Below are 20,095 nucleotides of genomic sequence, written 5' to 3' on the forward strand. Positions count from 1 at the left end.
CTGTTGTTGTACGGAATCCACGAACGGCATTTGGCGTAAAGGTCGGGTAAGGCTTTCCGGAACTATAAAGGGCCAGGGATGGCCCGTCCTAAGCGCACATGGACGTCTTGAGCGTGTTTCGGAAAGTCTTACCCGACCTTCACCCGCTCCGCACAAAACGCCCAAAACCAGAAACCTTAGGCAGACTCCCGAGTAGCGTCATAAAACATATGCCGAGTAGCCTCATACTCCACCGCCTCGGCCAATGCCTCAGTCTCCTGCTCCTCGGTAGCACGCTGCTCCCGCTGCTCCGGCCGAATACCCAGCTTGCGGAACAACTGCATATCCGCATCCGCCTCAGGATTGGACGTGGTCAGCAACTTCTCGCCATAGAAAATGGAATTGGCACCCGCCATGAAACACAACGCCTGCATCTGCTCATTCATCTGCTCCCGACCTGCAGACAACCGAACGTGGGACGCCGGCATCATAATCCGCGCCACCGCAATCATCCGGATGAAATCAAACGGTTCCAGATCCTCCACATCCTCCAGCGGCGTACCCTTAACCTTCACCAGCATGTTCACCGGCACACTCTCCGGGTGCTGCGGCAGGTTCGCCAGCTGAACCAGCAAACCGACCCGGTCATCTTCGTCTTCACCCATACCCATGATGCCGCCACAGCAGACCTTCATGCCGGCCTTGCGAACATTATCCAGGGTATCCAGACGGTCCTGGTAGGTGCGGGTTGTGATGATGTGGTTGTAATACTTCTCGGAGGTATCCAGGTTGTGGTTGTAGTAATCCAGCCCGGCATCGGCCAGTTCACGGGCCTCTTCTTCCTTCAGCATGCCCAGGGTCATACAGGTTTCCATGCCCAGGGATTTCACCTGCTTCACCATATCCAGAACATAGGGCATGTCCTTTTTGGAAGGACTACGCCAGGCCGCCCCCATACAGAACCGGGATGCGCCCTTCTCTTTCGCCGCCCGGGCCTCCGCCACCACCTTCTCGATTTCCAGCAGCTTTTCTTTTTCCAGCCCGGTGTTGTAATGGCCACTCTGGGGGCAATACTTGCAGTCTTCCGGGCAGGCGCCGGTCTTGATGGACAACAGGGTGCTCACCTGCACTTCGTTCGGGTCAAAGTGCTCGCGGTGCACAGTCTGGGCCCGGAACAGCAAATCGTTGAACGGCAGATTGAAAAGATCCCGGGCTTCCTGCAGCGTCCAGTCGTGACGCAGTGCTGTGGCGGTCATGGCAAAGTCCTGTTAACCTTCAGAAGGTTGTTGGTTTACGGATAAACCGAGATGATAAACGGACTGAAAACGCTGTCAACCTTCATTGAACGAAAGGTTAACAGCGCAAGCAGTGGAGGCCACTGCGTCACCTGCCTGTCACCCTTCGCATACCATGGTCTATGCCACGGCTGCCGGGAAGACCTCCCTGCCAATCGCTGGCACTGCCACAGTTGCGCCCTGCCCCTGGCCTTTGCCACACCGGGCATGCTCTGCGGCGAATGCCAGACACTGCCCCCGCCCTTTTCCCGATCGCTGATTCCCTGGCGCTACCAGTATCCGGTGGATGGCATGATTGGCCGTTACAAGTATCAGGGTCACCGCAAGTTCGCCCGCCCGCTGTTAACCGGTTTCGCCAGCTTTCTGGAACAACACCTTGAGCCGGAGCAGAGACCGGATGCGCTGATTCCCGCCCCGATGCACTGGCTCAGGCGCTGGCAACGGGGTTTTAATCAGGCCCAGGATATTGCCGAGTTTGTTGGCCCCCGGCTGGACATTCCGGTCGCCGCCGGGGTGGTGCGCCGGTCGCGACGGGTGAAGGCTCAGCGGAGTCTGAACAGGGCTGCGCGACTGCAGAATCTGCGGGATGTGTTTGAGGTGCGAGGGGCGGTGCCGGAGCGGGTGGCGATTGTTGATGACGTGGTTACCACGGGGGCTACGGTCAGGGCTCTCGCGGATACCCTAAAGAAAGCTGGCGCCCAAGAAATTCAGGTTTGGGCTTTGGCTCGGACTCCTGGCTAGGAGGTCCGGGAAACTGGTCGGGGACCTTTGTCTGGTGTCAGCAGCGATGAGGTCGCCCTCTCCGGGACACGCTCAAGGCATCCTGCTCGCTTAGGACGGGCCATCCATGGCCCTTTATAGTCCCGGAAAGGGCGACCTCACCGCTGCACTAACGGCTGTGCTGGTTTCCCCGACCACCAAATGCAGCTCTCCCCTACACCCTACTTTTGGCCGCCTAATAGCAGTTTCACCTCTTCGGCTATTGCCAAGCAGGACGTTAACCCCGGAGATTCAATTCCAAACAGGTTAACCAGGCCGGGCAGTCCATGTTGTTCCGGGCCATCAATGCGGAAGTCGAAGAAATCGCCATCGGGGCCAGTGAGCTTCGGGCGAATACCGGCATAGGCTGGCTGAAGCCGGTCTGCATCCAGGCCTGGCCACCATTGCCGGATGCCTTCGGCAAAGGCGTGAACCCGGTCGGGATTCACCGTGTAGTCTTCCTCGGGAATCCATTCCACATCAGGGCCGAAGCGGGCCTGGTTAGCCAGATCCAAAGTCAGGTGCACGCCCAGGCCGCCAGGTTCGGGCAAGGGGTAGATCAGGGTGTTGAAGGGGTGTTTGCCGGCATAGCTGAAATAAACACCCCGGGCCAGCCATTGTTCCGGGCGGGCGGCTGCGGGTAGGCCCTGCCAGTGTTGGGCAAGCCGGGGGGCGCCCAAACCGGCGGCGTTGATGACTTCGGAAGCCTCGAGTACCACTCGCTGGTTGCCACCCAGGGTCAGGGTATGCTGTCGGCCGTCGGATTCAGCGGCCAGCACCGGGCTGTTTAACACCAACTGCCCACCCGCGTCTTCCAGCTCCCCCAGCAGCGACAGCATCAGGCCGTGGCTGTCGATAATCCCGGTTTCCGGGGACCAGAGACCGGCCCGGGCGTTGATGGCGGGAATGCCTCCGGTGATGTCTGCGCCGTCGCGAAGCTGCAACTCGACCCCATTGCCCGCCGCCTGTGCCTGGATGCTGGCAAGCCGTTCTGCCTGGGCAAGATCCGCTGCGATGATCCACTTGCCGCATTTGCGATGGCCCACCTTGCGGCTGTCGCAGTAGTCATACAACAGTTCGCGGCCACGGACGCAACAACGGGCTTTCAGGGAGCCTTGCGGGTAGTAGATTCCGGCGTGGATGACTTCGCTGTTGCGGGATGAGATGCCCTCGCCAAAACGGGAGGCCGCCTCCAGCACCAGGACTTCCCGGCCAGTCCTGGCCAGTTGCCGGGCAATGGCCAGGCCGATCACGCCGGCACCAATGACCACGGTCTGTACGCTAAAACGTTCTTCACTCACGGTTACGGGCCATTTATCAATTTCAAACGGGGAAATTACCGCAGATAGCCGCTGACTGCATTACCTCTACCCCCAGAACCGTTATACTTTACCCTATGGGTATCAGGATGCACGGAGCAGGGATTATGTCAGACAGGAAGCAGTTCATTACCGTTATGGTGGTTGCCGCGCTGTTCGTTAGCTGGATTGGCTGGCGAGGCTTTGAAGTCATTAGCCTGAACAACCAATTGATGGCCGATAAAACCGTGGCCAGTTACCCGTACCAGCACAGGGTGCTTCGGGTGGAAGGGGATACAGCAGTGATCAGTTCACTTCGCTCCCATTCCGTCTCTACTCAGCAGGCATTATCTGCTGTTTTCCCGAACATGCGCCATCTGGCGGACACCCATCGGGAATGGCAGAGGGCCGAACGGGAGTTGGCGCAAGTACAGGCTCGGGTCGGTGACATGGTTCTGGCAACGTCCGGCGTCAATCGTGTTCGTTGGGAACTGGACGAAAACTGGTACCATCTGCAATCCATGAAATCGCGATACAACACGGCCTTCTGAATTTTATGCAACATGAGCCTCCGGAACTGACAACCTCCACGCACCCCTACGATAGCCTTACCCCGGAAGTGATCCTGGACGCTCTTGAGGAAGCAGGCTTTGCTGTCAGTGGCCGGCTGTTTGCCCTCAACAGTTACGAGAACCGGGTTTACCAGATCGGGCTGGACGACGGCCCGCCGGTAATTGCCAAGTTCTACCGCCCGGGTCGCTGGAGCGAAGCCGCCATCCGGGAGGAGCACGAATTCTCTCTGGCCCTGCAGCAAGCCGATATTCCGGTGGTCGCACCCCTGGTTATGCCCGCGGGCGATACCTTGGGTCAGCACCAGGCGTTTCTGTTTGCCGTATTCCCACAACGGGGCGGGCAGGCGCCGGATACCAGCGTAACCGACACGCTTTACCGACTGGGCCAGTGGCTGGGGCAGATCCATAACCTTGGGGCGCTGAAACCGTTCAGGCACCGGCCGGGGTTTGACCTGATCCAGGGGCTGGAAGAGCACAATGCGCTTTTGGTCAATGGAGGCTGGGTGCCGGACGACCTGCGCCCGGCCTGGGACAGCCTCATTCCGGATCTGATGGCAGGCTGCCGCCAGCGAATGGCAGACGCAGGAGACGTCGACACCCTGCGCATTCACGGCGACTGTCATGCCGGCAACATTCTGTGCCGGGATGAATCCATGCTGTTTGTAGACCTGGATGACTGCCGCACAGGGCCGGCCGTACAGGACATGTGGTTGCTGCTTAACGGCGAGGCCTCCGAACGCGGTGCCCAGCTTGGCGAGCTGATCGAAGGCTATGAGATGTTCCGGGAGTTCAACCGGCGGGAGCGCCATCTGATCGAGCCCCTGCGGTGTTATCGGCAAATCGCCCATTGCGCCTGGCTTGCCCGGCGCTGGGAAGATCCGGCCTTTCCACGATTCTTCCCCTGGTTTGCCCAGCCCAGATTCTGGTCAGACCAGATTCTGGCTTTGCGCGAACAACTTTCCGCACTTCAGGAACCGGCCATCAGCCTGCCCGGGCAATTCTGATCATCATTCAAAGAGGTATCCATGAGCGATAACGACGAAGCCCGCTATACCGTACGTAGTCTGATTGTGACCGGCATAGCATCGATCATTGGCACGGTGCTGGTGCTTGAGGCCTCCGGCCGGATTGACCACACCGAGCACAAAGACCATGTGCCGGTAGGTGACTTCAAAGCGATCCATATCCAGCCTGGTGACAGTTTCCGGATGTCCAGAAAATCCTCGGAGCTGCACGCTGTGTGCGAAAACGGCTATCTGGCTATCGCCGCCGACATTGACCCATCATTCAGAGGCATTCTGGTGGACTACAAGAATCGGGGCGTTCGCTGCCAACGGCCTTCGCCAACCGACCTTGACCCGGCTTCCGGTGCCCAAGAGCAAAGCGATGACTGACGATAAATCCCGAGCGCCAGAACAGCTGACTGACCGCCTGTTTGCCACCGAACGCAATCCGGAGGATTTCCGGTTTGACGCCTCGGTGGCCCGGGTATTTCCAGACATGATCCGCCGTTCTGTGCCTGGCTACACCACCATCATTCCGATGATCGAGGTGATCACCGAGCAATATGTGCAACCTGGCTCGCACTGTTATGACCTGGGCTGTTCCCTGGGGGCTTCTACCCTGGCCATGCGCCACGGCATTCCCCACCAGGACTGCACACTGGTGGGTGTGGACAACTCCAGCGCCATGATCGAGCGCTGTGAACACTATATTGCACTGGATGACCACGAGCTGCCGGTTACCCTGCGCTGTGAGGACATTCTGGAGACAGAGCTGAGCCGGGCGTCAGTAACCACATTGAACTTTACCCTGCAGTTCGTGCCCCCGGTGCACCGGCTGGCACTGCTGACACGAATTGCCAACGCCACTCTGCCAGGCGGCGTACTGATCCTGTCTGAAAAAATCCGCTTTGAATCGCAAACAGAGCAGGATATCCAGACCCGCCTGCATCAAGAGTTCAAGCGGGCCAACGGCTACTCCGACCTGGAAATCAGCCAGAAACGGGCTGCAATCGAGAAGGTCTTGATTCCGGAAACCCTGGCAGCCCACCATGACCGGCTTATGCAGGCCGGTTTTGATCAGGTACTGGTGTGGTATCAGTGCTTCAACTTTGTTTCCATACTGGCCCTCAAGAACCGCTGATTCCAGGACACCACGGACCCATGGCACTTTTCGACTGGCGCGCACACTATCTTCCGTTTATCGACTCCCTGCAGCAGACCGGGCATGGACCCTGGGCCGAGCTGCTCACCCGCCAATTGATTACCCGATTTGAAGACAACCCCCACGGCGATTTGCCACGCTGGCAGGGCGCGCTGGATCTACTACCGGAGGTGCCGGGCGCCGTCGGCGACCTGAACAAGTCCGCCGTCACCCTGTTCTCGAGCGAACCGCTGGCTCCGGAGCAGATCGCCAACCTCGAGCAGGGACTGCGGGGCCTGATGCCCTGGCGAAAGGGCCCGTTTGACTTCTTCGGCACCCACATCGACACCGAATGGCGGTCAGACTGGAAATGGGACCGGGTGGCTCCCCACCTGTCGGACCTGAAGGGCAGAACCATACTGGACGTTGGCTGTGGCTCCGGTTACCACTGCTGGCGCATGGCGGGGGCTGGCGCGGGGCGGGTTGTGGGTATCGACCCGGGCCTGTTGTTCATGTTCCAGTTTCTGGCGGTCAAGGGCTACCTGGGCGAGGTGCCGGTTGACCTGCTACCAGTGCGCATGGAAGATTTACCGGACAACCTGCAGATGTTCGACACCACATTTTCCATGGGCGTTCTATACCACCGTCGGTCACCCCTGGATCACCTTCTGGAACTGAAGGGCACGCTCCGCCCGGGCGGCGAACTGGTACTGGAAACTCTGGTAGTGGATGGGCCGGAAGGGTTCAGCCTGATGCCGGAAGATCGCTATGGCCAGATGCGCAATGTCTGGTTCCTGCCCAGTTGCCCTACTCTGCTGCGCTGGCTGGACCGTACCGGGTTCCGCAATACCCGGGTGGTGGATGTCAGCGACACCACCACCGAGGAACAACGGCAGACGGACTGGATGCGTTTCAACTCTCTGGCCGATTTTCTCGACCCAAATGATTCGAGCAAAACCATCGAAGGCTATCCGGGACCCAAGCGCGCAACCATCATCGCCGAGAAGCCCTGACGTAATACCCGAACATAAAAAAACCGCCTGAGGCGTGACAGCCAAAGGCGGTTTTTTGTTCTTGGAGCTTACTCTCCGAACGGATGGCGCAGAGTAATGGTCTCCACACGGTCTGGGCCAGTGGAGATAATATCGATCGGCGCTTCAATCTGCTCCTCCAGGAAGCGGATGTACGCCTTGGCGTTCTCCGGCAGCTGATCGACGGTGGTCAGGCCAACCGTGTTCTCGCTCCAGCCTGGCAGCTCCTCATAGACCGGCTCAATGTCCTTGTAGCTGTCGCAACCAATCGGCGGACGGGTAATCTCGCCATTCGGTGTCTTGTAGCCAACGCACACCTTCACCGTTTTCAGGCCGTCCAGCACGTCCAGTTTGGTCAGGCAGATACCAGACACGCTGTTGATCTGAATGGCGTGGCGCAGGGCCACCGCATCAAACCAGCCACAACGGCGGGCGCGACCAGTGGTGGTGCCGACTTCGTTACCTTTGACCGCCAGGTGCTGGCCCATGTCGTCAAACAGTTCGGTCGGGAACGGACCAGAACCTACGCGGGTGGTGTAAGCCTTGGTAATGCCCAGCACGTAGTCCAGGAACATCGGACCAAATCCGGAGCCGGTGGCGGTACCGCCGGCGGTGGTGTTGGACGAGGTCACGTACGGGTAGGTACCCAGGTCGATATCCAGCAGCGAGCCCTGAGCACCCTCAAACAGGATGTTTTCGCCGCGCTTGCGGTAGTCGTGCAGAAGATCGGTGACATCCGCCGCCATGGGCAGGATTTCCTCACCCATTTTCTTCAGTTCGGCCAGGGCCGCGTCAATATCTTCCGCCTCTTCCTTGAAGTACTCGGTCAGCACGAAGTTGTGATACGACATGATTTCCCGCAACTTCACTTCAAAGTCTGCCAGGTTGCACAGGTCGCCCAGACGCACGCCACGGCGAGATACCTTGTCCTCATAGGCAGGACCAATACCACGACCGGTGGTACCGATCTTGTCGTTACCCTTGGCGCGCTCGCGGGCCTGGTCAATGCGCACGTGAGTACGCAGGATGATCGGACAGGCCAGGCTGATCTTCAGGCGGTCGCGTACTGCCACCCCGTTGGATTCCAGTTCACGGACTTCCTTCAACAGAGCTTCCGGCGACAGAACCACGCCATTACCAATCATGCACTGGACATTCTTCCTGAGGATACCCGAGGGAATCAGGTGCAGTGCTGTTTTCTTGCCCTCGATCACCAGTGTGTGTCCGGCATTATGGCCACCCTGAAAGCGCACCACCGCAGCGACTTTGTCTGTCAGCAGGTCAACAATCTTGCCCTTGCCTTCATCACCCCATTGGGTGCCCAGCACAACAACGTTTTTACCCATGATTCTCTCTCAATTCAGACGAGCCGTAGGCTCAAGTCCTGCACATTAATTCGTTAAACCGACAACTAGCGATTCAGGCCAGTGCCTCGACAACCCACTTACCATCCTTTTTGACCATCTGACGATCGCAGCCACGCTCAGCCGGATTGCTGTCCGTGTCATCGGGCAGAGCCCGTACCACGGTTTCCGTCATTCTCAGGCCGGAGATCACACCTTCGAGGGCCGGGTCCGGGTCCGCAGGCGCCCAGATGGCCCCGGACCTATTGGATGGGCGCTCTCCCAGAGACACCAATGCCCGGATATCGAGACTGAACCCGGTGGCGGGGCGAGCCCGGCCAAAATCACTGCCGATGGCATCGTAACGGCCGCCTTTGCCCACGGCATCACCATGACCGGGCACATAGGCTGCGAACACCAGCCCGGTGTGGTAGTTGTAACCACGCAGTTCACAGAAATCGAAACCCAGACTCACTTCCGGAAAGTCCCTGGCCAGCATCTCCGCCACCCGGCCCAACTGGTCGAGGGCAGCGTCCAGGGCAGTTGAGGCACCACTGAGGATCCCACGGGCCTCGTCAAGTGCTTCAACACCGCCGTTGACCCGGGCAAGCTCACGCAGGCGCGCACCACCGGAGCCAGCGGGGCAATCACCCAGGAGCCGGTCAAGCTCAGGCACGGATTTGCGTGCCATGGCATCAAAAACAGCCGCTTCGGTATCCCGGTCAAAACCTGCATCGGTGATCAGGCTCTCGTATATCGAGACATGGGCCAGATCCATATGCACACGGCGCAGGCCGGCAACCCTGAGCGCCTCCAGCATCAGGCTGATCACTTCAAGATCGGCGGCTTCCGAGGCACTGCCAAACAACTCGCAACCTGCCTGAATCGGCGTTCGGCCAGTCAGCATATGACGCGGACGGGTATGCAAGACATGCCCGGCATAGCAAAGACGGGTGATTCCTTCCTGGCCCAGGGTGTGGGCATCAATGCGCGCCGCCTGGGGCGTCATGTCTGCGCGCACGCCCATCATGCGGCCGGTCAACTGATCCGTGAGCTTGAACGTCTGCAGCTCCAGGTCGTGACCGGTGCCGGTAAAGAGTGATTCAAGGTATTCAATGAGCGGCGGAATGACCAGCTGGTAACCCCAGCGTTGGCAGGTATCCATTACATCCCGTCGCAGGGATTCGATCTGTCCGGCCAGCGGCGGCAAAATGTCTTCCACCCCGTCAGGCAGTAACCAGCGATCAGATACAGTCATGAGATTCTGTTGTCCGTTTTTCCCGCACCGGCCAGTACTCCGGGGGAATGACTCAGGATTTAGGATGCCCGGGCCTGAAAAACCCAAAGCAAAACCGGCGAAATTCTACACCGTTGGCAGACACAAAAAAACCGGAATACCGAGGTATTCCGGTTTTTTGATCTTCAGGGCCGATCAGTTGGCGCCCATCGGGTCCTTCAGGAAGCGCATGAAAGCGCTGTCTGAGTCGATCACCATGATGTCATCTTTACCCGAGAAGGTTTTCTGGTAAGCCTGCAGGCTACGGTAGAAGCTGTAGAATTCCTCATTGGAACCATACGCATCTGCATAAATCTGCGCAGCTTCACGGTCACCGGCACCCCGGGTCTGCTCAGCTTCAGCAAACGCAGTGGCCAGGATGACCGTCTGCTGGCGATCTGCATCAGCCCGGATACCTTCGGCCAGCTCCTGACCGCGCGAACGGAATTCCTGAGCCAGCTTCTGGCGCTCTGCAGCCATCCGGCGGAACACGTTCTCACTGACCTGACCCGGCAGCTCAATGGCTTTGACACGGATATCAAGCACTTCGATACCGAATTCCCCCACCACATTGGAGTTGACCCGCTCACGGAGCTTGTTCATCAGCTCGTCACGCTGACCGGACACCACCTCATGCATAGTGCGAACACCGAATTCGTCTCGCAGGCCGTTATCAACCCGGGACAGAATCAGGGAACGGGCCCGGAATTCATCGCCACCGGTAGAACGGTAAAACTGGTCGACATTACGGATACGCCAGGCAACGTAGGAGTTTACATCCAATGGCTTTTTTTCCACCGTCAGATACTGCCGGGACGGCAGATCCATCGTCAGAACACGGATATCAAACTCACGAATCTGGTCGATGACCGGCACCTTGAAGTGCAGGCCTGCCGGAATGTCGGTCTGCACCAACTCGCCGAACCGCAGCTTAACACCCCGGTGGGTTTCCGGGATGATGTAAACACTAGACAGCACGAGCAGGACAACAATCAGAGCGCCTGCAAGGCCCACAACAGCTTTGGGTCCCATAACTTATCTGCTCCTCCGAATGTTGGTTTCCTGGCGCGAGCGTAACTCCTGCAGCACCTGGTCGGTCAGCATGCCGACATCAGCCTGGCTGCTGTTACTGGATGACCGGGAATTGCTGGATGCGCTTCCGGTGCTCTGCATCAGTCGATCCAGAGGCAGGAACATCATGTTGCCGCTGCTTTCGGTATCGATGAAGATCTTGCTGCTGTTCTCCAGCACCTGCTCCACCGCCTGAATGTACATACGCTCACGAGTTACAGCCGGCGCGATTTCGTACACCTCCAGCAACTGCGTGAAACGGGCGCTCTCACCGCGGGCACGCTCAACCACCTCTTCGAGATAGGCATTGGCCTCTTCAATCAGGCGCTGGGCCTGACCGCGGGCCTCTGGCACGATCCGGTTCCGATAGGTTTCTGCTTCTTCCTTCAGACGCTGTTCATCTTCCCGGGCACGCTGCACTTCGCGGAAGGCATCTTGCACGGCTGAGGGCGGCTGGGTGCTTTCCACGTTGACGCGCACGACCTCAAGGCCGGCACCGTATTCACGGAGGAAGCTCTGCAGGCGCTGCTCTACGCGAATGGCCAGCTCAGCACGGCCTTCGGTCAGAACCTCATCCAGCGTGGAGCTACCCACTTCGTGACGCAAGGCACTGTCAGTGGCAAACGAGAGGGCTTCATTCGAATCCCGGACGTTCAGGACGTAGTCTCGGGCATTGCTTACCCGGTACTGAACCTGCAGGTCAACTGTTACCAGGTTTTCGTCCATGGTCAGCATCTGGCCACTGGACTGGGCGGTACGAACGTTGGTTACCCCAACTTTGTACACCCGATCAATCAACGGCACCTTGAACCTCAAGCCTGGGTTCTCAGTGGTGCTGTACTCACCAAACCGGAGCACAACGGCCCGTTCCTGTTCGTCTACGGTGTAGAACGACTGGAACACCACATAGCCAAGCGCCAGGATGGCTGCCAGCGCAATGACCGCACCAAAACCACCGGCACTGCCGCCGGAGCTGCTGCCACCGGAATTACCTGAGTTGCCGCCTTTGCCACCCAGCATCCTGTTGAGCTTTTCGAGACCCTTTTTCAGCGCCTCGTCCAGGTCTGGTGGCCCCTGATCATTGCCGCGACGACCACCACCGGTTCCCCAGGGGTCGTTGTCGTTACGGTTTCCACCCGGTTCATTCCAGGCCATAGTTCTCTCCGTTCATGTATTATCGAATGGCTGCAAATACTAGGGATTTATCAACGCCCCGGCAATAGCTTGCAGCTTTCATGCTTATCGAATCTCCAGCCGGAGCGCCTCTTCCCTGACACCCGCCCGGCTCAGTAACTGCTTCCAGTCACGGTTTTGCAACCGCACCTCCAACACGGTATCACCGGTTTCCCGGTGTTCTTCACTCAGCACGGAACCTGCCTCGTGCAACAGGGCCCGGAGTTTGCCGTCGGCTGGCCCCAGCAGCACAAAGTGATGCACAACGTCTTCGGCCAACCGCTCAACCAACGCGTCAAACAGAAGCTCCAACCCCTGCCCCGTCACCGCAGACACCCAGGCACGGACAGGCACCCCCTCTTCGTTTCGGTCTATCCTGGGTTCAAAACCATCCAACAGGTCAATCTTGTTGAACACCTGAAGGACCGGTATTTCGTCCGCACCGATCTCTGCGAGCACGCTTTCTACCTGTTCCATGTTGTCATCGCGACGCTCGTCGTGACAGTCAATCACATGCAGCAGAAGGGTTGCCTGCGTGGTTTCTTCCAGCGTTGCTCGGAAAGCCTCTACCAGCTTGTGGGGCAAATGCCGGATGAAGCCGACAGTATCCGCCACTACGACCGGGCCAATATCCGGAAGTTCCAGACGACGCAGGGTCGGGTCCAGCGTTGCGAACAACTGGTCAGCAGCATATACGCTGGCCGTGGTGATTCGGTTGAATAGTGTGGATTTACCAGCGTTGGTATAACCCACCAAAGACAGCGTTGGAATATCAGCACGATTACGGGCGCGTCGGCCCTGATCACGCTGTTTGCGAACTTTTTCAAGCCGCTTGTGAATGGACTTGATGCGTTCCCGCAGCAATCGACGGTCGGTTTCAAGCTGGGTTTCACCGGGCCCCCGCAGACCGATACCGCCTTTCTGGCGCTCAAGGTGGGTCCACCCTCGAACCAGCCTGGTTGACATATGTTCCAGCTGAGCCAGTTCCACCTGGAGCTTACCCTCGTGGGTACGGGCGCGCTGAGCGAAAATGTCCAGGATAACGCCGGTACGGTCCAGCACCCGACACTTGAGCTCCCGCTCAATGTTGCGCTCCTGACTGGGCCTAAGGGCATGGTTGAAAAGCACCACGTCCGCCTCACTGGCGGCAACGGCATCGCGGATTTCGTCAAGCTTGCCTTCGCCAACAAAAAGCCGGGGGTTGGGCTGCTTGCGGGAGCCTGTCACCATCATCACCGGCTCAACGCCGGCGGAGGTCACCAATTCCCGGAATTCACCGGGGTCTTCGGTATCATCGTGGGCGGTGAATTCTATGTGAACGAGAACCGCCCGTTCTCCAACGTCAGGACGCTCAAACAAGATAGGTTAAACTCCATAAAAACAAACACCCGCGGCCAATCGAGCTCTCGGGCTGTCCTGGAACGCGGGTGTAGAAACCGGAAACTCCGGAAAGATCAGCCTTCAGACTCACCTTCACCTGCCGGGTTCTGCGGCGGAAGGCGCACATTGCGAGCAGGGACCACAGTGGAAATCGCATGCTTGTAGACCATCTGGCTGACAGTGTTCTTCAGCAGAATAACAAACTGGTCAAAGGATTCGATCTGGCCCTGCAGCTTGATGCCGTTGACCAGAAAGATGGAAACCGGAATGCGTTCCTTGCGCAATGCATTGAGGTAAGGGTCTTGTAAAGAATGCCCTTTTGACATGTGAGTTCTCCTGTTTATAAGTAAGTGCAGATCGTCATTTTTCTGATTTAAATGTGGTGCCAAAGCCGCTTTTTTTCAAGGCATTAACCACCACGTGCGGATCACCAGCGTTCAGCCAGTGAACATTCGGCCATTTTCGCAACCAGGTCAGCTGCCGCTTTGCCAGTTGTCGGGTGGCGGCCACGCCCTTGTCGACGAAAGTCTGGTAATCACAGCTACCCGTCAGGTAATCCCACGCCTGCCGATAGCCAACGCAACGCATCGAAGGCATGTCAGGATTGAGATCACCCCGCTTCATCAGAGCACGGACTTCGTCCAGAAACCCTGCCTTAAGCATAGCCTGAAAACGAAGACCTATACGCTGATGAAGCTCAGAACGCTCGGCTGGAGCCAAGGCAAACTGAAAAACAGTATACGGCAGGCTCGGGGTTTCGTCTGCCTGCCAACGGGTAAAATACGTGTAATCCTCAATACCTGACACCGCCTCCCGTTCAGAAGTTCCCGATTGTGCCTGCCAGATTTCAGAAATGGGCCTCCCCGTCAGGCGAATAACTTCCAGTGCCCGCATCAGCCGCTGGCGGTTATTTGGGTGGATTAGCCCGGCGGCAACGGGGTCAAGGCTTGTCAGTTCCCGATGCAGGTGCTCCCAGCCGTGCTCTGCCGCCTCCTGCTCGATGCGCGCCCGCAACTTCGGGTTAGCGGAGGGCAAGTCGGACATACCGTGCAACAATGCCTTGAAATACATCATGGTTCCGCCAACCAACAACGGGATGCGGCCGCGGCGGGTGATATCTGCCATCTCGGCAAGCGCATCACGGCGGAAATCCGCAGCGGAGTAACTGTCGGCGGGATCACAGATGTCGATCAGGCGATGAGGTGCTCTGGCCAGTTCTGCGGCATCAGGTTTTGCGGTACCAATATCCATTCCCCGGTAAATCATCGCGGAATCGACGCTTATGATGTCACATGGGAGCAAGTCACAGAGGGCGATGGCCATATCGGTTTTGCCGGAAGCCGTCGGCCCCATCAGAAAGATAGCCGGCGGCAGCGCATGCCCCGGTTGGTGCTCAGCGTCCGACATGGAGTGACTAACGCCCCCTCAGGAACAGTTTGTCGAGTTCTGACAGCGTGACCAGAGTCCAGGTGGGGCGGCCGTGATTGCATTGGCCGCTTCGCTCGGTGGCTTCCATATCACGTAACAGCGAGTTCATTTCGGGAATGGTGAGCTGCCGGTTTGCCCGAACAGAGCCATGGCAGGCCATGGTGCCCAGCAATTCGTGAGTGACGGCTTCTACCCGGTCGCTCTGCCCGTGCTCAATCAGATCCGCCAGCACGTCCCGAACCAGTTGTTCGGTGTCGGCGCCCCGCAATAGCGCCGGGATCTGTCTCACGGCCAGGGTCTCCGGGCCGATTCGTTCAATTTGCAGCCCCAGGTGCTGCAACTCCTCACCGTGAATTTCCGCCAGCGCAGCCTCTTTCTGGCTTACCGCCAGTGACAACGGCACCAGCAGGGGCTGACTTTTCAGGTCTTGCTCGGCCAGGGCGTGCTTCATACGCTCATAGATAATGCGCTCATGGGCAGCATGCATATCAACAACGATCAGGCCAGCCCGGCTCTGGGCAAGGATGTAGATGCCATGTAGCTGGGCTATGGCATAACCCAGGGGCGGCTCTTCATCGGTGTCCCGTGGAGGCGTGACCGCAACCGGCTGACTGACATTGTCAGGCCGGGAAGCGACACCCCCGCCCTCATTCAGGGATTGATAGAACGCCATCTGGTCACTGGCTTTCCATTCCTGCTGCGGCTGGGAAGCCGACCCAACACCAAAGCCGCCTCCGTTGGCATAACCACCAGCTACAGGCGGCGCCTGATCCGGGAGAGATGCCCCCATCCCAGCTGGATTACCGGCAGGGTTGGCAACAGCTGCCTCTGGCTCGCGCCCAAAAGACTGAGCGACCGCACCTCGCAGATGATCATCCGGGCGAACATCAGCCAGGGCCCGGTGCAGTGTGCGGAAGATAAAATCATGGACCAACCGACCATCCCGGAACCGGACCTCGTGCTTGGTGGGGTGTACGTTGACATCGACGGTGGCGGGATCCACTTCCAGATAGAGCACAAAGGCGGGGTGGCGGTTGTTGTAAAGCACATCCCGGTAGGCCTGTCGCACCGCATGGGCAGCCAGCTTATCCCGAATGACCCGGCCATTCACGAAGAAGTACTGCAGGTCCGCCTGGCTGCGCGAGAAGGTGGGCAATGCCACCCAGCCCCAAAGCCGCAGGCCGGTCGCTTCCGCGTCAATAATAACGGCGTTGTCTATGAACTGCTGTCCGCACAGCGAACCAATCCGTCGCTCCTTGTCGACCTCCGACTCCGCTGGCCGCAGGCTCTGAACCACACGCTGGTTGTGACGAAGGGTAAAGCCAGCATCAAAACGGCTCAGGGCCTGCCGGCGAATACACTCTTCCACATGATTAAATTCGGTTTTTTCCGTTCGCAGAAACTTGCGCCGGGCTGGCGTGTTGAAGAACAGGTCACGGACTTCGACGGTGGTTCCCACGGGGTGCGCAGCCGGAGAAATACGGGCATCCATATCCCGGCCTTCCACCTCCACTCGGGCAGCGGCTTCCTGGGCTTCGGTGCGGGACGTGAGTGCCAGGCGCGAAACGGAACTGATACTGGCCAGGGCTTCACCACGAAAGCCTAATGTACCGACCGCTTCCAGGTCATCGAGGGTCAGGATTTTACTGGTGGCATGGCGGCTGAGGGCCAGCGGCAGGTCGGCTTCATCAATACCCGAGCCGTCATCACGCACCCGGATCAGCTTGACGCCACCCTGCTCCACTTCAATATCAACCCGGCTTGCACCTGCATCCAGCGCGTTTTCCACTAACTCTTTGACGACGGACGCAGGCCGCTCCACCACCTCGCCCGCAGCAATCTGATTGGCGAGCCGGGGCGATAGCAACTGAATGTGGGGCATATCCGGGAACTACCTCTTGATCAGGATGAGGGGATGCGAATGGTTTGCCCTACCATAACACGATCATCGGTCATCCCGTTAAAGCGCATCAACTCGCTGACGGTGGTCTGGTTCTGCCGGGCCACACCAGACAAGGTGTCACCCCGCTGGATACGATATCGGCTAACCTGCCCGCCACCTTTCTGATTTTCCTTCTGCCATGCCAATAGCGTGCCCGGTGGCGGCGTTCGCTGAAAATACTCGTGGATACCGTCCATGATGGCGTTGGCCAGCCGATTGCGGTACCACTCAGTCGCCAGGTTCTGCTCTTCTTTCGGGTTCGAGATAAACCCGGCTTCCACCAGTATTGACGGAATATCCGGAGACTTCAGAACCGCGAAGGCCGCCTGCTCAACACCGGGCTTGTGCAACTTCGCAACACTGCCCAACTGCCCCAGCACAGAGCTCCCCACCCCGAGACTGGCATTGATACTGGCGGTCATGGAGAGATCCAGCAGAACGCCTGCCAGCATATCGTCGCGACCATCCAAAGAGACGCCACCAGCACCACCAATCAGATCAGAGCGATTCTCGCTCTGGGCCAGCCAGCGCGCGGTTTCACTGGTCGCTCCCCGCTGGGACAGGGCAAATACCGATGCGCCACTGGGCTGAGGTGTTCTGAAGGCATCTGCATGCACCGAGACGAACAGATCCGCGTTGTACTTGCGCGCCAGCAAGGTGCGATTCCGCAATCCGATGTAGTAGTCCCCGGTGCGGGTAAGTTTGGCGGTAAAGCCCGGCTGTTTGTTGATCAGGTCCATCAGGGTTTTGGACATTCTGAGCACAACATCTTTTTCCCGGGTGCCTCTGGGACCTATAGCGCCTGGGTCTTCACCGCCGTGGCCCGGGTCGATCACGACGATGATATCCCGCTTGCCGGCCGAATCCTGAGTGACCGTGGGGCTGGCAGCCCGTTCGAGACGGCTGCCTTTCTCGTCAATCAGGTCGACCACCAGCCGGTGCCCGTATTGCTGATTGGGCTCCAGCACGAAACTGCGGGGCTTGATGTCGCTTTTCAGATCCAGCACCACCCTGAGGTCGCTGCCATTGCGCGGAGCGCTGCGGATCCGCTCAATCGGACTGCCACTGAGGTCCACTTTGCTGAAATCCGCTTTCAGGGAGGTATTTTTCAGGTCGATAACCAACCTCGAGGGCCCGGATAGCGCAAACACGTTGTGCTCCACGCTACCGGCAGTATCAAGGACGAGGCGCGTGTGGTCGGGCGCGGGCCAAAGCCGCACGCCTTCAATCTGGGTAGCGGCCTGAGCGAGGTTAGCCGCCAGAGCCACCATCAAACACAGAAAAACTCTCATGAATCAGGCCCTATCAGCTCTATTTGATTCAACAGGGAGGCGCCGAACTCCGACCGGGCACGCAGTACTACCGAGCGGCCTTCTCCCTGCCGTTCCAGGTGGATTTCAAGATCCGGCTCTGGCAGAACACCCTCTCCCCGCTCCGGCCATTCAATCAGACAGAAACTGCCGCCCGAAAAGTAATCGCGGATTCCCATGTACTCAAGCTCCTCGGGATCGCCCAGACGGTAAAGGTCGAAATGGTATACCGGCGGGTCCAGGTCTTCATAGGGCTCCACCAGGGTATACGTTGGGCTTTTAACCGCCCCCACATGCCCGAGCCCTCTCATTACACCGCGGCTCAGGGTGGTTTTCCCCATGCCCAGGTCGCCATCCAGGAACACCACAATGCCCTGATCGGAAGCCTTCACCAGCCCGGCAAGCTCACCGCCCAGGCGCTCTGTTTCCGCCTCACTCTCCAGAAACAACCGGCGTTCATTGCCGAAAATGCTCATCACGCCTCCTGGTCGTCACGGCCGTTCACCTTTTCTGCTTCCGACAGCACCTTTGGCAAGGCGCTGATTACATCCGTGGGCGTCAGCCCCATATAACCATAAGTCCGCACTGCCTGGTCCGCCGCGGCCAGATGCAGAGCCGCAGCCATTGTCGTGGCCTGTTGAGGGTCCTTCAGCTGTGCCAGCAACGCGCCGGCGATGCCGGATAAAACATCGCCCATGCCCCCGGTCGCCAGGCCCGGATTACCACCAGGAACAATCACCGGAAGTGCCGAGCCACTGGCGATAACGGTACCCGCGCCTTTCAGCAACACCACACCGCCCAGCATGGTTTGCAGCCGGCAGGCTGCAGACAGCCGGTCCGCCTCAACATCAGCGACATCACAACCCAACAACCGGGACGCCTCGCCGGGGTGGGGCGTTAGTATATGGCTATCAGACACCACAGACACTCGCGCGGCCATCAGATTGAGCGCGTCGGCATCCAACACCCGCGGCAACCCACTTTGTTCGACCTGTTGCAGCATCTGCTGCCCCCAGGCCAGTTTACCCATGCCAGGACCACACACCACCACATCGGCCCTGGCCAATAATGGCGGCAATTCTGAGCCATGGATCAACCCGTGCACCATCAACGACGGGCAGCGGGCAAGCGCGGCCGTAACATGTTCCGGGCGGGTAGCCAGGGTAACCAGACCGGCCCCGGCCCGGGACGCCGCCTCGGCCGCCATGATACCGGCGCCACCAAAACCCCGGTCACCAGCAACCACCAACACGTGGCCAAAACGCCCCTTGTGGGCGTCAAGCGGACGGACAGGCAGCTGTTCCTTGCACTGGGCCCAGGATTGCAACCGGGCAAGCGGCGGCTGGCCACTGCCAGAGATATCGTGGCCGGTATCAAGAGCCTCAAACACCACCTCACCGCAAACACCAGCGCCGGCACCCGTGTACAAACCAGCCTTGGCGCCAATGAAAGTCACCGTTACCTTGGCCTGAATCACATCACCCACTGCAGAGCCGGTTGTAGCATTCAGGCCAGACGGCAAATCCACCGCCAATACCGGCAAACCCGATTCATTAACCCGCCGGATCACACCTGCAAAGGGCTCCCGGGGCGTACCCGTCACCCCTGTACCCAACATTGCATCCACCACCAGGGTTGCAGACGCCAGATATTTTTCCAATCCGTCTTCGCCCAGCTCACCGACATCTTCAACACTGACACCTACCGAGCGGGCATGGTTCAGCGCGTTAAGCGCATCCCCGGCCAACTTCCCCGTCGGTGCAACCGCAATGCACCGGGCAGTGATGCCATGCCTGTGAGCATTCGCGGCCACCAAGTAGCCATCGCCGCCGTTGTTGCCGGCACCGCAGAGCACCAGAATCGCCCCAGGGGCAGGCCAGTGACGCAACAACTGGCGAAAGGCCGCCCGGGCGGCGGCCTGCATCAACTCAAAACCATCAACGCCTTGCTGATCAATCAGGTAGCGGTCAATCTCTCGCACCGAGTCGGCGGAGTAGAGCGCTTCTGGTAGACTGCTTGCATTGCGTATTGGCATTCGCCAAGGCTCCAGCTAAAGAAACCAGTTTAAGAAAACTGGCCAGATACCTGTAAAG

The 20,095-nt window shown here is 58.8% G+C and carries 19 protein-coding genes; 6 read left to right on the forward strand and 13 right to left on the reverse strand.

The features are described from left to right. Nucleotides 1–176 precede the first annotated feature (176 nt). On the reverse strand, nt 177–1,235 hold the full coding sequence (gene bioB, locus ACTZWX_RS10460; RefSeq protein WP_444713877.1) for a biotin synthase BioB: 1,059 nt from the start codon (nt 1,233–1,235) through the stop codon (nt 177–179). 51 nt (nt 1,236–1,286) lie between these two features. Here bioB and ACTZWX_RS10465 point away from each other — a divergent pair, with 51 nt between their 5' ends. Then, a complete protein-coding gene (locus ACTZWX_RS10465; RefSeq protein WP_444713878.1) occupies nt 1,287–2,015 on the forward strand; it encodes a ComF family protein in 729 nt (242 codons plus the stop codon). Nucleotides 2,016–2,215: 200 nt separating this feature from the next. On the opposite strand, the gene ACTZWX_RS10470 is transcribed toward ACTZWX_RS10465, so the two are convergent. Continuing rightward, entirely contained in the window at nt 2,216–3,334 is a 1,119-nt protein-coding gene (locus ACTZWX_RS10470) for an NAD(P)/FAD-dependent oxidoreductase (protein WP_444713879.1), read from the reverse strand. Between the two features lie 125 nt (nt 3,335–3,459). Between ACTZWX_RS10470 and ACTZWX_RS10475 the strand changes: the two genes are divergently transcribed. The 5 genes from ACTZWX_RS10475 to cmoB are packed head-to-tail and all read left to right on the forward strand — an operon-like array spanning nt 3,460 to nt 7,061. Beyond that, the gene (locus ACTZWX_RS10475; protein WP_444713880.1) at nt 3,460–3,882 is read left to right on the forward strand and encodes a hypothetical protein; all 423 of its coding nucleotides are present in this window, start codon (nt 3,460–3,462) and stop codon (nt 3,880–3,882) included. Nucleotides 3,883–3,887: 5 nt separating this feature from the next. Then, entirely contained in the window at nt 3,888–4,907 is a 1,020-nt protein-coding gene (locus ACTZWX_RS10480) for a serine/threonine protein kinase (RefSeq protein ID WP_444713881.1), read from the forward strand. 21 nt (nt 4,908–4,928) lie between these two features. Next, entirely contained in the window at nt 4,929–5,297 is a 369-nt protein-coding gene (locus ACTZWX_RS10485; RefSeq protein ID WP_444713882.1) for a kinase, read from the forward strand. Beyond that, nucleotides 5,290–6,048, forward strand: coding sequence for a carboxy-S-adenosyl-L-methionine synthase CmoA (gene cmoA, locus ACTZWX_RS10490; protein ID WP_444713883.1), 759 nt, complete (start codon nt 5,290–5,292; stop codon nt 6,046–6,048). The genes ACTZWX_RS10485 and cmoA overlap by 8 nt, the downstream gene beginning before the upstream one ends. Before the next feature lie 20 nt (nt 6,049–6,068). Continuing rightward, the gene (gene cmoB / locus ACTZWX_RS10495) at nt 6,069–7,061 is read left to right on the forward strand and encodes a tRNA 5-methoxyuridine(34)/uridine 5-oxyacetic acid(34) synthase CmoB (protein ID WP_444713884.1); all 993 of its coding nucleotides are present in this window, start codon (nt 6,069–6,071) and stop codon (nt 7,059–7,061) included. 68 nt (nt 7,062–7,129) lie between these two features. On the opposite strand, the gene ACTZWX_RS10500 is transcribed toward cmoB, so the two are convergent. The 11 genes from ACTZWX_RS10500 to ACTZWX_RS10550 form a co-directional block, all read right to left on the reverse strand. Further along, on the reverse strand, nt 7,130–8,425 hold the full coding sequence (locus ACTZWX_RS10500) for an adenylosuccinate synthase (RefSeq protein WP_444713885.1): 1,296 nt from the start codon (nt 8,423–8,425) through the stop codon (nt 7,130–7,132). A 73-nt stretch (nt 8,426–8,498) separates the two neighbouring features. Beyond that, on the reverse strand, nt 8,499–9,680 hold the full coding sequence (locus ACTZWX_RS10505; RefSeq protein WP_444713886.1) for an ATP phosphoribosyltransferase regulatory subunit: 1,182 nt from the start codon (nt 9,678–9,680) through the stop codon (nt 8,499–8,501). 174 nt (nt 9,681–9,854) lie between these two features. Next, nucleotides 9,855–10,730 carry a protease modulator HflC gene (hflC, locus tag ACTZWX_RS10510; RefSeq protein WP_444713887.1) on the reverse strand — a complete coding sequence of 292 codons (876 nt, stop codon included), beginning with the start codon at nt 10,728–10,730 and terminating at the stop codon, nt 9,855–9,857. A gap of 3 nt (nt 10,731–10,733) precedes the next feature. Then, complete coding sequence (gene hflK, locus ACTZWX_RS10515) at nt 10,734–11,924, reverse strand: FtsH protease activity modulator HflK (protein ID WP_444713888.1); 1,191 nt, start codon at nt 11,922–11,924, stop codon at nt 10,734–10,736. A gap of 84 nt (nt 11,925–12,008) precedes the next feature. After that, complete coding sequence (gene hflX / locus ACTZWX_RS10520) at nt 12,009–13,301, reverse strand: ribosome rescue GTPase HflX (protein ID WP_444713889.1); 1,293 nt, start codon at nt 13,299–13,301, stop codon at nt 12,009–12,011. A gap of 95 nt (nt 13,302–13,396) precedes the next feature. Continuing rightward, nucleotides 13,397–13,648, reverse strand: a complete 252-nt coding sequence (hfq, locus tag ACTZWX_RS10525) for an RNA chaperone Hfq (RefSeq protein ID WP_444713890.1) — start codon at nt 13,646–13,648, stop codon at nt 13,397–13,399. 34 nt (nt 13,649–13,682) lie between these two features. Next, on the reverse strand, nt 13,683–14,729 hold the full coding sequence (gene miaA / locus ACTZWX_RS10530; RefSeq protein ID WP_444713891.1) for a tRNA (adenosine(37)-N6)-dimethylallyltransferase MiaA: 1,047 nt from the start codon (nt 14,727–14,729) through the stop codon (nt 13,683–13,685). A gap of 7 nt (nt 14,730–14,736) precedes the next feature. Then, nucleotides 14,737–16,632 (reverse strand): DNA mismatch repair endonuclease MutL, encoded by a 1,896-nt coding sequence (mutL, locus tag ACTZWX_RS10535; RefSeq protein ID WP_444713892.1) that lies wholly within the window; start codon nt 16,630–16,632, stop codon nt 14,737–14,739. Nucleotides 16,633–16,652: 20 nt separating this feature from the next. After that, nucleotides 16,653–17,984, reverse strand: a complete 1,332-nt coding sequence (locus ACTZWX_RS10540) for an N-acetylmuramoyl-L-alanine amidase (protein WP_444713893.1) — start codon at nt 17,982–17,984, stop codon at nt 16,653–16,655. Then, on the reverse strand, nt 17,981–18,478 hold the full coding sequence (gene tsaE / locus ACTZWX_RS10545; protein WP_058092074.1) for a tRNA (adenosine(37)-N6)-threonylcarbamoyltransferase complex ATPase subunit type 1 TsaE: 498 nt from the start codon (nt 18,476–18,478) through the stop codon (nt 17,981–17,983). The genes ACTZWX_RS10540 and tsaE overlap by 4 nt, the downstream gene beginning before the upstream one ends. Then, entirely contained in the window at nt 18,478–20,037 is a 1,560-nt protein-coding gene (locus ACTZWX_RS10550; RefSeq protein WP_444713894.1) for an NAD(P)H-hydrate dehydratase, read from the reverse strand. Before ACTZWX_RS10550 ends, tsaE begins: the two co-directional genes overlap by 1 nt. Nucleotides 20,038–20,095 lie beyond the last annotated feature (58 nt).

The sequence above is a fragment of the Marinobacter sp. NSM genome, from assembly GCF_052380025.1.
In the GTDB taxonomy this organism is placed as follows: Bacteria; Pseudomonadota; Gammaproteobacteria; order Pseudomonadales; family Oleiphilaceae; genus Marinobacter.